Source organism: Rossellomorea sp. QJM3NY_18 (assembly GCF_056173145.1).
On sequence record NZ_CM149659.1, the window covers coordinates 510,585 to 525,525 of the forward strand.

Consider the following 14,941-nt stretch of genomic DNA (forward strand, 5'->3'; position numbering starts at 1 on the left):
GGCTGATTTCATAACCTCCAAAGGAGAAATCTATGATCGATTCTATTTTATTCAATATCATGTTAGTCGGAGTACTCGGGATCGCTTCCCAATGGGTTGCCTGGAGATTCAGGCTGCCGGCCATCGTCATCATGTCAATTGCCGGACTGCTCGTAGGTCCGATTTTCGGCCTCATCAATCCAAAGGATGATTTCGGGGAAGTGTTTAAACCCATCATATCGATGGCTGTTGCCATCATCCTCTTTGAGGGAAGCCTGAATCTTGATTTCCGCGAAGTGAGGGGGCTCGGGAAACCGCTCTTCAGGATCGTGACGTTCGGAGCCCTCCTCGCCTGGATCCTTGGTTCCCTCGGAGCCCATTATGTTGCAGGATTATCATGGGCGGTTGCCTTCGTGATCGGTGGATTGTTCATCGTTACGGGTCCTACGGTCATCCTGCCGCTCTTAAGGCAGGCGAAGCTTAAACCGAGACCTGCAGCGATCCTGAAATGGGAAGGGATTGTGGTCGATCCATTCGGCGCATTGATTGCTGTATTTGCCTTTGAAATCATCAACTTTTTGATTAGTGACGATGTAACAGGACTATCATTACTGCTTTTCTTTGCCGCTTCCCTATTTGCCGTCGTATTCGGATGGGCACTCGGGAAGTTCACCGGCTTTATCTTTGAAAACGGACAAGTTCCGGAATTCCTTAAGTCACCTGTAGTGTTTTCACTGGTCCTTGCCTGTTTCACGATATCAGATCAAATCACACATGAAACCGGCCTTCTTGCTGTAACGGCCATGGGTATGACGCTGGCGAATATGCATATCTCATCCATCGGTGATATGCGTCACTTCAAGGAAAATATTTCGGTGCTGCTCATATCGACTATATTTGTTATGCTGACTGCATCCTTAACCGTCGACACCCTGTTCCAGATCTTCAATTGGAATATCATAGCATTCGTCCTGCTCATGCTATTCATCGTACGCCCGATTTCGATTTGGCTTTCGACGATAGGGACGGACCTCTCCGTCAAGGAAAAGTTCCTTGTCGGGTGGATCGCACCGAGGGGAATCGTCGCCTTGACCGTTTCAAGTTACTTTGCGTCGGTATTGTTGGAGAAGGGCTTTAAGGACGCATCCATCCTGACGTCCCTAACCTTTGCCCTTGTATTCTCAACCGTATGTGCACACGGATTTTCAATTAAATGGCTGGCTAAGAAACTTGACCTGGCCATCAGCGATCAGCCTGGTGTCATGATTGTCGGAGGAAGTAAATTCAGTACCGAATTCGCCAAAACCCTTCAGAATATGAAGATTCCGGTACTGATCACGGATTCTTCCTGGCAGCGATTGTTTTCGGTCAGAAAAGCCGGGATCCCGTTTTACAGGGGAGAGATTTTATCTGAGCAAACCGAGTACCATCTGGATACGACCCCTTATGAATATATGATCGCAGCAACGGAACTCGATTCCTATAACGCCCTCGTTTGTACGACATTCGTACCTGAGGTCGGACGGAACAACCTCTTCCAGCTGAGCCTTAGAAGCAAGCGTGATGATGACCTGGAAGATATGGTCCATACAATCGGTGGACGCATTCTCTTTCAAAATCATGTCACATGGGAAGAGTTGAATAAACGTGTCGAGCGTGGAGACGTATTCAGGAAAACGAATATTACGGAAAAATACACCTTTGAAGAGTATTTACAAGAGCGGGATGAAAATAACCTGTTGATGTTTGCCCATAAACCAACCGGAAGAATAGAATTCTTTACGGAAGGTGCATCACCGAAGATCGAGCAGGGAGATGTGATTGTAAGCCTGACTCAGCCTTGTAAGGAAATCAACAAGATTCAAGAGAAGCTAAACGTTCAAAGGGAAACAAAAGCAAAAGAAGACAAACAGAAAGAAAGCGCCGACTGAGTCGACGCTTTCTTTTACTTTTTATCCGTATACTGCTTACCTAACAGCTGCTTCACCTGATTGTACGTCAAGCCGGATTGTGCGTTCCGACGTTTAACCTCATCGATATCCGTCCCTGCTTTCGAAACATTCCTCTTCTGCTGATCCATCCAAACACCCCCTATTCATTAATGTCAGTCACATGGGGGCATTCTATACAGGAAGAAGAGGCCGGGACATAACTAAATCCATTTCCTTTAAAGACATCAAAAAATTAGTTAGGATCACTTGTTACACCGCTATTGATTTCCGTGCAAGACTTCGCTTTCCTCGGGCTGAAAGCGAGCACCTGGAGCGGAAATCAACCACTACACACTACATCCAAAAGTTCCTGCGACTCTCCTTTTATGAACGTGTGCGCTTATAGACAAGGTCAAAGGCCAGAATGATGACGGCAAGGGCATAGGCGGTATATGAATAGGTGGAGTGTTCTGCCATATTCTTCACGCCGATACCGATAAAGGCCCATACAAATACGAGTGGGTAAAGGAGATCATGCTGCGTGATACGGAACCAGAAGGCAAGGACAGTCGCGACAATCAATCCGAGATAAGCCCAAACTAGCCCGGAAATCCCCAATCCGTTCCAGCTGATATCCGTTAAATAATAGGTGATATTCACAATTGTCGCAATCGAAATCCATCCTAAATAGATCGAAAAAGGGGCGGAATCCAGCAGGGACGGACCTGTGCTTTTAATGCACTTATAAAGGGCAATCAAAGTGATTAATAGTCCCAGCATAATAAAGACAGAAACAAGGAAGTAGTTATAATGCCAAGCCAGGATCCACGCTGAATTCAACAGGCAGCTCAGTACGAATAATCCGCTTGTTGCCTGATAAAGCGGGAGCTCCCGTCTTGCTTTAGGGAATTGTCGGATGATCCAGATGGCGAGCAGAAGGTAAATGAGGCTCCAAATGGAAAAAACATAGCCTGCAGGTGTAATCATGATGTCGAGCCTGTCACTGATTTCGCTCGTGGATTGATTGTTCAAAGGCAGTGTGACAGCCAGCGTATTCATGACGATCACCAATGCGAAGGCTAAAATATTTAAAATCAACTTCATAGTGTATCCCCCTTGAAAAATAATGGTGCTGCAGGAAAGGATCCCTTTCGAGACCTGTTGTTTGCTATATACTATTCCACTTTTATCCGTTTAAAAACCAAATGAAGAGAGTTTGGGTGAAAGGAATTGTTAAAGATCATGAAGGATTTAGAGGTTTTATCGAGAATTAGAAATAAGATAAGGACAATTTACACATTTATATTAGGGGGACATTATGGACCGTACAACTCATACATATTCAAATGTTTGGAATTTAGATGTTTTTTTCAAAGGTGGAAGTGAATCACCGGAATTCAGGACTCATCTCGATACATTGGAAAAGAAGAAAAATGACTTCGCAGAGAATGCCCTTGCCTTTCATCCGCCTCAATCGGCGAACGATGCGGAGCTTGTATGGAAGCTCATTGATGAAGCGAAGGAAGTGATGCTGTATTTGCGCCAGGCTGGTGCTTTTGTCAGCTGTTTGGAAGCTCAGAACATGCATGATCGGAAGGCCGATTCTCTTCGAAGCGAAGTCACAAGCCTGAGTGCAGATTTCTCATCTACCTTCACGAAATTCCAGCAGCAGCTTTCAGATTGCGAAGAAGAAGTGTGGGAAGACCTGCTGAAGCATGATCGCTTAAATGAGATTACGTTTGTGCTGAATGAATGGAGACAAAAAGCGAAGGACAAGCTTTCAAGCAGTGAAGAATCCTTGATCGGGGCGCTCGCAGTCGATGGCTATCACGGCTGGGGGCAGATGTACGACACAATCGTCGGAGCGATGGACATCACACACGACGGAAAAAACCTCTCGGTGGGACAGGCCAATAATCTACTATCGAGTCCGGAACCGAAGACGCGTAAAGAGGTTTTCGACAAATTGGAGGATGCGTGGAAACAGAATGAGGAGCTATTTGCCCGGACCCTCAATCATCTCGGCGGCTTCCGTTTGAATGTGTATAAAAAGCGGGGCTGGGACGAATTGATGAAAGAGCCTCTTGAGTATAACAGAATGAAGCAGGAAACCCTCGACGCCATGTGGGGGGCCATCAGCAAAAACAAAAAGCCGTTCGTCCAGTATCTGGACCGGAAAGCGAAATTGATCGGCAAGGACAAACTGGACTGGTTTGACCTGGATGCACCCGTGGCAGAGTCGACGGGCACGATGTCATACGATGAAGGAGCGAAATTCATTCTGAAACAGTTCTCCCGCTTCGGAAGTGAGATGGCACAGTTTGCAGAAAAAGCCTTTGAGGATGAGTGGATCGAAGCAGAGGACCGTTCAGGAAAACGTCCCGGAGGCTTCTGTACTTCATTCCCGTTAAGTGATCAATCGCGGATCTTCATGACGTACTCAGGCTCGATGTCAAATGTTTCGACACTTGCCCATGAATTGGGGCATGCGTTCCATTCCCATGCGTTAAAACCGATGCATACGTTGAACCGCAACTACGCCATGAATGTCGCAGAAACGGCCTCCACTTTTGCCGAAATGATTGTGGCAGATGCAGCCGTGAAGGAAGCAGGAACTAAGGAAGAAAAGATTGCCCTCGTCGAAGATAAACTTCAGCGGAGCGTGGCATTCTTCATGAACATCCATGCCCGCTTCTTATTCGAAACCCGTTTCTATGAAGCACGCAAAAAAGGGATCGTGTCTGTCGATACGTTGAACGAGCTGATGGTGGAAGCCCAGAAGGAAGCATTCGCCGGTTCACTGGGAGAGGTCCACCCTCGATTCTGGGCCTCGAAGCTCCATTTCTATATCACAGGAGTGCCGTTCTATAACTTCCCGTATACATTCGGCTACCTGTTCTCACTGAGCATTTACGCGAAGGCACTGGAGTCCGGCGAAAGCTATGAAGAGAAATACATGGCCTTACTCCGTGACACAGCCGTCATGAACGTGGAAGACCTTGCCATGAAGCATCTTGGTGAGGACATTACCAAAGAAGCCTTCTGGCAAAAAGGAATCAACCTCTGCATAGTGGATGTAGAAGAATTCCTCGAACTGACGAACTAAATAAGCGTGTTGAGGTCCGTCCCTGCTATTGAGGGACGGACCTTTTTAATGTTCAGTCCTACCACACCTAAGCCTCAAGTCTGATACGAAAATAAAGCTCCGGCTCGTTATGGGAAATCGGGAAACCAGGTAGGATAGAGACATGAAGAAGAAAGGAGGCAACAAACATATGAAGAAAGTTGGATTGCTTTTAGCCGGAGGAATTGCAGCGATCGTACTGCTGGCCAATTTAGGACCGATTGTGGGGCTTGCGATCTCTTTATTGATCATGTACTACAGCTTTAAAGGTTTCGTCAAGACAGACTCCACAGGGAAGAAAATCCTCTGGGCGCTGATCGGTCTTGCCGCATTCAGTGCAACCGTATCAAACTTCCCGGCGATCCTCGGGCTCGTTGCTCTGTATGTCCTGTATGTAATCTATAAGAACTGGAAGAAAGAAGAAGTCATCATCGAAGAGAAAACGTCGGATCCCTTCACGAACTTTGAAAGAGAATGGTCACAATAAAAAAACTAAAGGAGAGATTTAACAATGGCAAACTTATTTCAACGATTGAAAAATACCGTCATGTCAGACCTTCACGAAGCAATTGATAAAAAGGAAAAGAAAAATCCGATTGCGGTTCTGAATCATTACTTAAGGCAATGTGAGCAGGAAGTGGAAAAGGTAAGAAAGCTTGTCGAAAGGCAGTATTTATTAAAAGAAGAGTTTCAGAAAGAGTATCAACAGGCTTCCGTTTTAGCCGACAAACGAAAGTATCAGGCAGAGGTAGCGTCCAAGGCTAGTGAAGAAGGCTTGTATGAATTTGCCCTGCAGGAACAAAAATACTATGAAGAACGTGCCGTGCGGATCCAGGAATCCAAGCTGCAAGCGACAAGAGAGCTTGAAGAACTTGAGCGTAAATATGAAGAAATGAAGCACAAACTAAAGGATATGTACATCAAGCGTATGGAACTGATGGGGAGGGAAAATATTGCCCGCGCCAATAATAAAGTGAATTCGGTACTTGAATCATCATCAGGTTACAACAATAGGGTATTCTCTAAGTTTGATGAAATTGAGACATACTTAGATCAACTCGAGCATGGTGTGAATTCTTCCTATTATCGGAACACAATCGACGCGAAGATTGCCAAATTGGAAAAAGACATGAAAAATGAGGAAACAGAAGCCATTCCGTCCTAAAACATGGTATTCTAGGGTAAGAAAAACAAGATAACAATTAAAAAGGGGGAGCCCATGATGGGTTCACCCCGTTTTATCATAGGATATGAGCCGGTTGCGGGACGTTAAATACATAACCGGAAAGGAGGGACCCCCATGTTCAATCGTTTACGTTCTGACGGAATCAGTTGGATCATTTTAATCGGGACATTGCTAATACTGCTGGAAGTCTCCTTTTATGATGGGGGGGTTCTCGTCTTTCTATCGATTGCGGCATTCTGCATATATATCGGACGCAAAAAACTGCCGAGGACGTCTGGGAAGATCCTGCTTTGGTTCGGGATCATCAGTTTAGCGATCAATATCTTCAATACGGTGGCGTTTAAGTTTTTGTTATTCGGTATTCTTCTATTTATCATTGTACGCTTCGCCGATTCAAAGAAACATCCGAAGTACATCACGCCGTCCATCAAGGAAACATTTTCGCAAAGCCATGAACCGCTCATCATGAAAAGGTCCGCTCTTCAGAATGAATGGTTCGGTCCAAAGCGGACGCCGGATGATGTGTATGAATGGAATGATATCAACATCCAGGGCGTCATCGGGGACTCGGTCATCGACATCGGGAATACGGTACTTCCAAAGGGGACTTCCGTTGTATCCATCCGGAATATACTGGGGAATATCGAGATTCTGATCCCATATGACGTGGAAGTCAGTGTGCATCACTCGGTCCTGGCGGGATCCATTGAGATTTTTGATGAAGTAGAGCCGAAAGCGATCAATCAGTCACTCTATTATCAAACACCGGGATACGATGAGGCGGTCCAGCGGGTGAAGATCATCACCTCCATGTGGATCGGGGATCTTGAGGTGAAGAGAATATGAGTACGGTCAGTAAGCAGGTCGTTGCAGGTATCCTCTTTTCACTTATCATGGTGTTGTTTTTATCCTTTTCCTTCTTTTATTTATATCCGTTGCAGGATTGGTCCCTTTTATGGGAAGTGGAAATCATGGATATACCAGGAGCAGGATTTATTCTCGTTTTCAGTATTGTGATCGGCATTGTTTTCGGCATCCGGAGCGGCTTGAAGGATAAGCGGCAGCTGCGGGAAATGGAAGATGCCCTTCATCATGTGGAACAAGGGCGCACGATCACAATTCCTGAAACGGCAACCTCCGAAGTGCAGCAGGTGTGGAAAAAGGTAGATGCCCTCGGGAAGCATCTCACCGATCAAGCCAGGTACTCCCAGAAACTTGCCAATGAAAAAGCCGAGGAGCAGGAAAAAAGGATACAGGAAATCGTATCTCAGGAGCGGAATCGTTTGGCGAGGGAATTGCATGACTCGGTCAGTCAGCAACTGTTCGCCGCGTCGATGCTCATGTCTGCCATCACGGAAACCCCATCGGCTGGACGCACTCCTCATGAAGAAAAACAGCTTGGAATGGTCGAGCAGATGATCCATCAATCGCAGCTTGAAATGAGGGCACTCCTTCTCCACCTTCGCCCAGTTGCGTTAAAAGGAAAGAATCTTCAAGAAGGAATGAAGGAGCTGTTGGTCGAATTAGCTCAAAAGGTGCCTCTTGATATCGAATGGAAAATCGAAGACATGAGCCTGGATAAAGGAATTGAAGATCATTTATTCCGGATTTTGCAGGAGTCGGTTTCGAACACACTTCGCCATGCCAAGGCCACTTCCCTCGACATCCGCCTCATTAAAAGGGAATCCATCATCATCTTAAGGGTGGTGGACGATGGCCTCGGATTTGATGTGAATGAATCGAAGGTGACGAGCTCGTATGGGCTTCAGAATATGAGGGAACGGGCCATTGAAATCGGTGGGACGTTTAAAGTTGTCAGTGTGCCAAATAAGGGGACGCGCTTGGAAGTGAAGGTTCCCGTTGTAGAGAATGAAGGTGAAAAGAATGATTAAAGTAGTATTTGTCGATGACCATGAAATGGTACGGATCGGGGTCTCATCTTATTTGTCGGCCCAGGCGGATATCGATGTCGTAGGGGAAGCGTCTGACGGGAAAGAAGGCGTACAACTTGCCCTTGAGCTGAGGCCGGATATCATCCTGATGGACCTTGTAATGAAGGAAATGGATGGCATTCAGGCGACGAAAGAAATCATCCAGGATTGGCCGGAAGCTAAAATCATCATTGTGACAAGCTTCCTCGATGATGATAAGGTGTATCCTGCCCTTGAAGCGGGGGCCGTCAGTTATATGCTGAAAACATCCAAGGCAAGTGAAATTGCAGAAGCGGTTCGTAAAACCCATAACGGGCAGTCAATACTCGAACCCGAAGTGACGGGGAAGATGATGACACGGATGAGGCAGAAGACTGTTTCTCATCCTCATGAGGAATTGACAAACCGGGAGCTTGAAATCCTCCTTCTCATGACGCAGGGGAAAACGAATCAGGAAATCGCCGATGAATTATTCATCGCCCTGAAAACAGTGAAAACCCACGTGAGCAACATCCTCTCCAAGCTCGGAGTACAGGACCGGACCCAGGCCGTCATCTATGCCTTTAAACATGATCTCGCAAAATAATTTAAGAAAGTGGCCCAAAAAGAAAACTTTTTGGGTCACTTTTTCGTATAGAAAGAAGAAAGCAGAGCGCATCAAATGTAAATGGAATCATATGAATGGACATACGATGTTGATAGTAAATAAGTGCAAAAAAATGACAAATATTTCATCAACTGAAGAAGGAATAATGTTAAAATAAGCGATATATTGTAAAATTTTGAAAAATAAGCAGTGGAGGGTCAGAATATGAACGCACAATTCAGTAAGCCAAAACGATTCGGTGAAATACTGGATCATACATTTCGACTGAGTAAGAACCATTTCAAAGATTTTTTCCTGATCGTTCTTGTATTATTGGGACCTGTCTATTTATTGCAGGCACTCATTGAACTCGCGTCGGGAGTCAGTTTTTTTAGAACGACAGGATCAGGGGAAACCTGGTTCGATGGAATCGTCAACAGCTTTTCAGGAGAGTTTACAGCCGAGGAAGGACCGGCAGTGAACGTGGGAGCGGAACTCGGCACGGCTCTGATCGGTTTGATTACGATGATTTTGACACCGATCGCACAAGCGGCGATTTTATTTACTCTGAATCATATGAGGAAAAATGAAGACTACTCGGTCAAGCTGGTCATCAAAGAAGGATTCTCTCGTTTTTGGCCGATCATCGGAAGCAGTATCCTATTTGGATTGATCGTGTTTGGTTTTATATTTGTCCCTGTTTTCACAATCGGGATCGCAGGGGTATTCAGTGCTGCTTTGTTTGATACAGGGGTCGGGGTGATCATTACGATCGTCGTCTTATTCCTCCTCATTGCGGCTATAGTCGCTTATCTTTTGGCACGCTGGAGTTTCTACCTGGGAGCAGCGGCCATTGAGCATGACGCCCCGGGACTTGGTAGAAGCTGGAGACTGACGAAAAAGCGCACTTTCACCATCATCGGATTGTATATCGTGTTCGGTCTGATCCTTGGGATCGTCAATACCGCATTTGAATTGACGTTCGGCCTCGTATTGGGAAATAGTGTTTTATACGGGATGATCCTCAATGTAGTGACATTATTTACGACCATGTTGTTCGCTGTTGGCTTCGGAGTGATGTTCTTTGACCTTAAAACAAGACATGACGCGGATGATTTAAATGACATGATCGATGACTACCATACGATTTAACCAAGGAAGTATCCAGTCTGGCCCGGGGTTCCGGGCTTTTGATCTGAAAGCTAGGTGAAGAAAGTGTTGAATGAAAACAGAGCAAGGGATCAACTCGAAGAAATTCTGGAAGGGGAAGAATACAAAGCCTACCTCCAGGCTAATCAGGACCTGCTGTCGGGCCTGTGGGAAAAGGCAAAGGAATGGATCCGGGATCTGCTCGGTAATATTAACCCTTCTCTTGAACCGACGGGCGGGGCGGCGTCGGGAATCCTGATAACGCTCATCGTCATCGTTGTGGGCATCCTTCTCCTCATAGCATTCAATGTGGTGCGAAACGGGGTGAGAAGACGCAGGTTCCGCTCGAACAAGCCCCTTCAATCCATGAACGAGATGGAGTGGTCCTATACAAGGCATCTCGAGGAAGCGCGTAAGCAGGAGGACCTGGGTGATTATACGAAAGCCACCCGTCACATGTTCCTGGCACTGCTTCTGTACTTTCATGAAAGGGAGTATCTGGAAGCACGCGTGTGGAAGACGAACTGGGAGTATTACGATGAACTGCGTAAAGTGAATCAAGGATGGGCGGATCGATTCTACCGGCTTGCCCTTTTATTCGACGAGGTTGCGTATGGTGAACGTGAAGTGGAGAAAGAGGAGTATCTCCATTATAAACAGGAAGCCAGCGGCTGGTTGGAAAAAGGAGATTCATAGATGGACAGTGTAAGGGAAAGGAGGTAGGATCGGGCATTGAAGTTAACAATAAAAAGATGGATCCCTCTGGTGGGTCTTCTTGGTGCATTCATCGTGATCGGGGTCTTTCTTTCTCCGGAAAAGCTGAAGGAGTATCCGGCCTATGTATCAGAATCCCCCTCTCCAACAGGGATTAAGGCCCTTTACACCTATTTGGAGGACGAAGGGGATTCCGTTCGTCGCTGGTCCCTTTCACCAGACCGGTTGTCCAAAAAAGGATCCGGCCAGCTTCTGATCATGGCGGAGCCGTTTACAGTCCCGGATCAGGAAGAAATGGAAGAGTACGAGGATTTCATGAGGCGGGGCAATACCATCCTCCTTATGAAAGATAATCCAAAAGGGATGTTCGATATCAAGGCGGAAGGGGTAGGGAACGATCCGGTGCTTCCTCTTGTACGTGATGTGGAAGGAAATACATATAAAACCGATACGTTATCAAGCGTCCGCCTTGAAGAAGGAGAAAGGGATACGGTCCTACTGGATGATGTGGACGGAACCATTGCCTATAAGACTGAAGTGGGGCAGGGTCACCTCGTTGTTTCTACCACACCGGCATGGATGACGAATGGCAGTATCCTTGAGAAGGATCATCTTTCCCTGATCCTTCTTTTGTTAAAAGAAGGTGGCGCGGACGAAGGGGCCATCCTGTTTGATGAATACCTCCATGGAGGAGAAAGCGGGGCATCCCTAGCGACCCTGTATCCGCAATGGCTATTGCTCCTGCTCCTTCAATCAGCCATCTTCACTTTACTCGGGCTTTGGATGCAGGGGAAACGGTTCGGGGGCATTCTTGTACCCCGGGAGGAAATGGTCCGGTTCAGTGATGAACGAATCAAGGCCCTTTCAGCATGGTACTTAAAAGGGAGACAGTACAAGGCGTCACTTCTGATCCAGGCTGAATATGTAAGACTCCTGTTCCAGGAGCGGTGGGGGATCCCGACGAGTAAAGAGTGGGGGGACTTGAAAGAACCGCTGGAACGGAGACTCCGTACCGTTTCCGAAAAGGAAATCGCCTCCTTTTTAATGGGGATGAAAGGTGTGCTGAATAAAGAGAGAATCAGTAAACAGGAATATATCTTATGGTCGAAAAGAATAGAATTATTCAGGAAAGAGGTGGAGGATCGTTGAAACCAGAAATCACATCCTTAATGGAGATATTTGAAGAGCGCATCGTGGGACAGGGGACGAATCTTAAACTCTTGCTGTCTTCGATTCTCGCAGGAGGACATGTATTGATCGAAGGGGTCCCGGGCACCGGGAAGACTCAAATGGTCAAAACATTGTCCCGTTTGCTTGGAGGAAGCTTTAACCGGATTCAATTCACCCCGGACCTGCTGCCGAGTGACATAACGGGAAGTACGATTTATAACATGAAGGACAACCGTTTCCAAACGATCAAGGGACCGATTTTCACCAACGTCCTATTAGCCGATGAAATCAACCGGACACCGGCGAAGACCCAGGCGGCACTCTTGGAAGCCATGGAAGAAAAGCAGGTAACGATCCAAGGATCGACGTACCCCCTTGAAGATGTATTCTTTGTTGTGGCAACACAGAATCCGATTGAATTCGAAGGAACCTACCCGCTTCCGGAAGCTCAGCAGGACCGCTTCCTGTTCAAGCTCGATATTGATTTCCCTTCATTTGAAGAAGAGAAGTCCGTTTTAAAACAGGTGATCGAGAATCATATCGACCGGAGTGAAGTGGGGGCCGTCCTCGACATTGAAACCTTCTTATCCATCAGGAAAGAAATCGAGGATGTCACCCTGAGCGACGCGGTATTGGATTATATCATGCAGATCGTCAGGAAAACCCGGGAAACGGAAACGATCCGCTTCGGCGCAAGTACACGGGCGGCCATTTCAATCGGGAAGGCAGGCAGGTCATGGGCCTATCTGTCAGGGCGGGACTATGTCACCCCTGATGATATCAAGATGGTGGCAAGACCTGCCCTCAGACATCGCATCCAGCTATCTCCGCACGTAGAATTGGAGGGACTGACCATTGACCAAGTCATCCAGGAGCTTATTGGGTCGATTACTGTTCCAAGATAAGGGTGTCCTGCCGACTGGGAGGCTGCTGATCGTGTACGCATGCTTTTCAGTTATCCTTTTTGGAGGTACGCTGGTTGGGCTGTCATGGACATGGATCTTTATATTGAATGCTTTGTTTCTCGTTTTGAGCCTCATCGATTTAACGTTCACTCCTTCAAAGAAGAATATTGAAATAAGGAGGAGCATCCCTGATCAAATGGAAAGAGGACTTGATTATACGGTCGAATTAACGATCCATAACACATCGGATCGGGATATGTCGTACCGTATCTTGGACGGGACACCGCAAAGCTTTCAAGCCACATCCCCACTTGAAGGGAAGCTTGCCGGTCATTCAACCCTAAAGCCCTCATATGATGTGATAACCCCTGTACGGGGGGATTATCAGTTAACCAGGCTCTATTTCCGCTACCGGAGCTCTCTGGGCTTATGGGAGAAACAAAAAACCGTGGAAACGATGGATAAGGTGAAAGTCATCCCCGATCTTACTGAAACGAGAAGGGTACTCGAAGATGCCCAGCGATTTTTACTGTACGAAGGGGTGAAAATCCGGAAGATGCAGAGTGGGGCAGGGGAGTTTTCGAAAATCAGGAATTACGTCGTCGGGGATGATCCCAGAAAGATCAACTGGCGTCAAACGGCAAAGCTCAGAGAAGTGATGACGAATGAATATGAACCTGAACACGGGAAATATATTACGATTCTCATTGACTGCGGACGGATGATGGGGGCGGAGCTTGAGAAAGGGAACCGGCTGGAGAGGTCCCTTGAAGCCGCCTTGACCGTCACGGCGGCTGCCCTTCAAAACGGGGACTATGTATCGGTCCTCGCTTTCAGTAAGAATGTGAAGGTGTATATCCCGCCTGCCAAGGGGATGGCGCATCTCCAGACCATCCTTCACCGCATTTATAATCTCGAGGTGGACGCGGCGGAATCCAATTATGCAGCCGTCCTCCATTACCTCCAGACGGTCCAGAAGAAACGGAGTCTGCTGTTATTATTCAGCGATATCCACACCTTCCTCCATGAAGATAATGCCCTATATTATCTGCAGCGACTGCGCAGGCAGCATCTCTTTTTAATGATCGGGATAGAAGATGACATGTTGATGAAAAGGATCAAGTCGGAGCCGGTTGACGAGATACAGGCGATGATGAAGAGTATGGCCCAGAAACAGATGCTCGTCAAAAAGAGGGAGAAATCCAAGTGGGAGAAACAGGGCCTCCTGATGGTGGAGGCCCGAGAAGAGAAACTGGCAACGACGGCCGTTTCGTACTATATAGATTTGATGAATCGCGGATTAGTGTAGCCTGCTGAGGCGGAGCTTGCCGATGGCCATATAGAGAATCAGACCGGCAACTGTCAACAGAGCGACCATGTACTTCGCAGGAAGTGAGATCGCGGCCGGCGTGATGAAGCCTTCGATGATCCCGGCGATGATAAATAGCGGAATCGTACCGAGGAGGAGCTGGACGGATCGTTTCGCCTGCTCCTTCAGTTGATATCCCCGCGTGAAGCGTCCGGGTACGAAAAGCTTATAACCCATCAACAATCCCGCACCACCGGCAATGAAAATGGCCGTAAGCTCAATCATGCCGTGGGGGACGATATACGCCCAGAATTCGTAGCTCATTCCCTGATGCCAGAAGACGGCGGCAAGGGCACCGACAATGATGCCATTGTATACAAGCATATACATCGTCAATAAACCGAAGGTGACACCGCCTGCAAAAGCAAGGAAGGCCACTTTGATATTATTGGTCATGATGGCAGCCGACATGATGGAAGAATTCACCTCACCGTCACTTTTTCCCAGATTTCCGGGGTCCACTCCCTGTGACATTTCAGGGGGGAGGATGGAATAAAGGTGCAGGGGATCATTCACGACGGAAAGAAAGGCACCCAGTGCGCCGATCGTAAACAAGACCATTGCCAGGACAACGAATTTCCACTGATCGAGAAGGAGACCGATAAACGTCGTGGAGAAAAAATGCCGGATTTGCTTTCCGCTTGAGATCTGATCTTTATAAAAGAGATTGTGAGATTTCGAAACGAGTCCATTTAAATAATCCGTCACTTCTTCTTCGGGAAAATAGGTCTGGCTGTACGATAAGTTTTGGGCAGCCTTTTGATAGAGGCGATTGAATTGATCAATGGACGTTCCCCTCATATTTTTTCTTTTTCGCAACGTTCCGAGGAGATCCTCAAGAGCCTTCCAATCATCCCGGTGCTGTTTGACAAATTGCTTCACTTTCATTGTGACACC

Annotated in this window: 15 protein-coding genes; 12 read left to right on the forward strand and 3 right to left on the reverse strand. The window is 47.1% G+C overall.

Going from position 1 to position 14,941, the window contains the following annotated elements:
* Positions 1 to 32 precede the first annotated feature (32 nt).
* Positions 33 to 1,910 (forward strand): cation:proton antiporter, encoded by a 1,878-nt coding sequence (locus AC0VXY_RS02615; RefSeq protein ID WP_435993608.1) that lies wholly within the window; start codon positions 33 to 35, stop codon positions 1,908 to 1,910.
* 14 nt (positions 1,911 to 1,924) lie between these two features.
* Here the strand turns inward: AC0VXY_RS02615 and AC0VXY_RS02620 are convergent, their stop codons facing one another.
* Positions 1,925 to 2,059 carry a hypothetical protein gene (locus AC0VXY_RS02620; protein WP_475526788.1) on the reverse strand — a complete coding sequence of 45 codons (135 nt, stop codon included), beginning with the start codon at positions 2,057 to 2,059 and terminating at the stop codon, positions 1,925 to 1,927.
* A gap of 235 nt (positions 2,060 to 2,294) precedes the next feature.
* Entirely contained in the window at positions 2,295 to 3,014 is a 720-nt protein-coding gene (locus AC0VXY_RS02625; protein ID WP_475526789.1) for a TspO/MBR family protein, read from the reverse strand.
* Between the two features lie 214 nt (positions 3,015 to 3,228).
* On the opposite strand from AC0VXY_RS02625, the gene AC0VXY_RS02630 reads away from it, so the two are divergent.
* From AC0VXY_RS02630 to AC0VXY_RS02680, 11 genes are all read left to right on the forward strand, one after another.
* On the forward strand, positions 3,229 to 5,016 hold the full coding sequence (locus tag AC0VXY_RS02630) for a M3 family oligoendopeptidase (protein ID WP_475526790.1): 1,788 nt from the start codon (positions 3,229 to 3,231) through the stop codon (positions 5,014 to 5,016).
* A gap of 169 nt (positions 5,017 to 5,185) precedes the next feature.
* A complete protein-coding gene (locus AC0VXY_RS02635; RefSeq protein ID WP_475526791.1) occupies positions 5,186 to 5,521 on the forward strand; it encodes a lmo0954 family membrane protein in 336 nt (111 codons plus the stop codon).
* A gap of 24 nt (positions 5,522 to 5,545) precedes the next feature.
* Positions 5,546 to 6,199 (forward strand): PspA/IM30 family protein, encoded by a 654-nt coding sequence (locus AC0VXY_RS02640; RefSeq protein ID WP_435993598.1) that lies wholly within the window; start codon positions 5,546 to 5,548, stop codon positions 6,197 to 6,199.
* A gap of 135 nt (positions 6,200 to 6,334) precedes the next feature.
* Entirely contained in the window at positions 6,335 to 7,066 is a 732-nt protein-coding gene (gene liaF, locus AC0VXY_RS02645; protein WP_435993596.1) for a cell wall-active antibiotics response protein LiaF, read from the forward strand.
* Positions 7,063 to 8,112 carry a sensor histidine kinase gene (locus tag AC0VXY_RS02650; RefSeq protein ID WP_475526792.1) on the forward strand — a complete coding sequence of 350 codons (1,050 nt, stop codon included), beginning with the start codon at positions 7,063 to 7,065 and terminating at the stop codon, positions 8,110 to 8,112. Before liaF ends, AC0VXY_RS02650 begins: the two co-directional genes overlap by 4 nt.
* On the forward strand, positions 8,105 to 8,737 hold the full coding sequence (locus AC0VXY_RS02655) for a response regulator transcription factor (protein WP_475526793.1): 633 nt from the start codon (positions 8,105 to 8,107) through the stop codon (positions 8,735 to 8,737). Before AC0VXY_RS02650 ends, AC0VXY_RS02655 begins: the two co-directional genes overlap by 8 nt.
* A 225-nt stretch (positions 8,738 to 8,962) precedes the next feature.
* Entirely contained in the window at positions 8,963 to 9,889 is a 927-nt protein-coding gene (locus AC0VXY_RS02660; protein WP_475526794.1) for a hypothetical protein, read from the forward strand.
* A gap of 63 nt (positions 9,890 to 9,952) precedes the next feature.
* The gene (locus AC0VXY_RS02665) at positions 9,953 to 10,582 is read left to right on the forward strand and encodes a DUF4129 domain-containing protein (protein WP_475526795.1); all 630 of its coding nucleotides are present in this window, start codon (positions 9,953 to 9,955) and stop codon (positions 10,580 to 10,582) included.
* Positions 10,583 to 10,618: 36 nt separating this feature from the next.
* Positions 10,619 to 11,749 (forward strand): DUF4350 domain-containing protein, encoded by a 1,131-nt coding sequence (locus AC0VXY_RS02670; protein ID WP_475526796.1) that lies wholly within the window; start codon positions 10,619 to 10,621, stop codon positions 11,747 to 11,749.
* A complete protein-coding gene (locus AC0VXY_RS02675) occupies positions 11,746 to 12,675 on the forward strand; it encodes an AAA family ATPase (protein WP_435993584.1) in 930 nt (309 codons plus the stop codon). Before AC0VXY_RS02670 ends, AC0VXY_RS02675 begins: the two co-directional genes overlap by 4 nt.
* Positions 12,626 to 13,984: a DUF58 domain-containing protein gene (locus tag AC0VXY_RS02680; RefSeq protein ID WP_475526797.1), complete on the forward strand. Its 1,359-nt coding sequence runs from the start codon at positions 12,626 to 12,628 to the stop codon at positions 13,982 to 13,984. Before AC0VXY_RS02675 ends, AC0VXY_RS02680 begins: the two co-directional genes overlap by 50 nt.
* On the opposite strand, the gene AC0VXY_RS02685 is transcribed toward AC0VXY_RS02680, so the two are convergent.
* The gene (locus AC0VXY_RS02685) at positions 13,976 to 14,932 is read right to left on the reverse strand and encodes a stage II sporulation protein M (RefSeq protein WP_475526798.1); all 957 of its coding nucleotides are present in this window, start codon (positions 14,930 to 14,932) and stop codon (positions 13,976 to 13,978) included. The two genes, AC0VXY_RS02680 and AC0VXY_RS02685, sit on opposite strands and share 9 nt — an antisense overlap.
* Between the last annotated feature and the right edge of the window lie 9 nt (positions 14,933 to 14,941).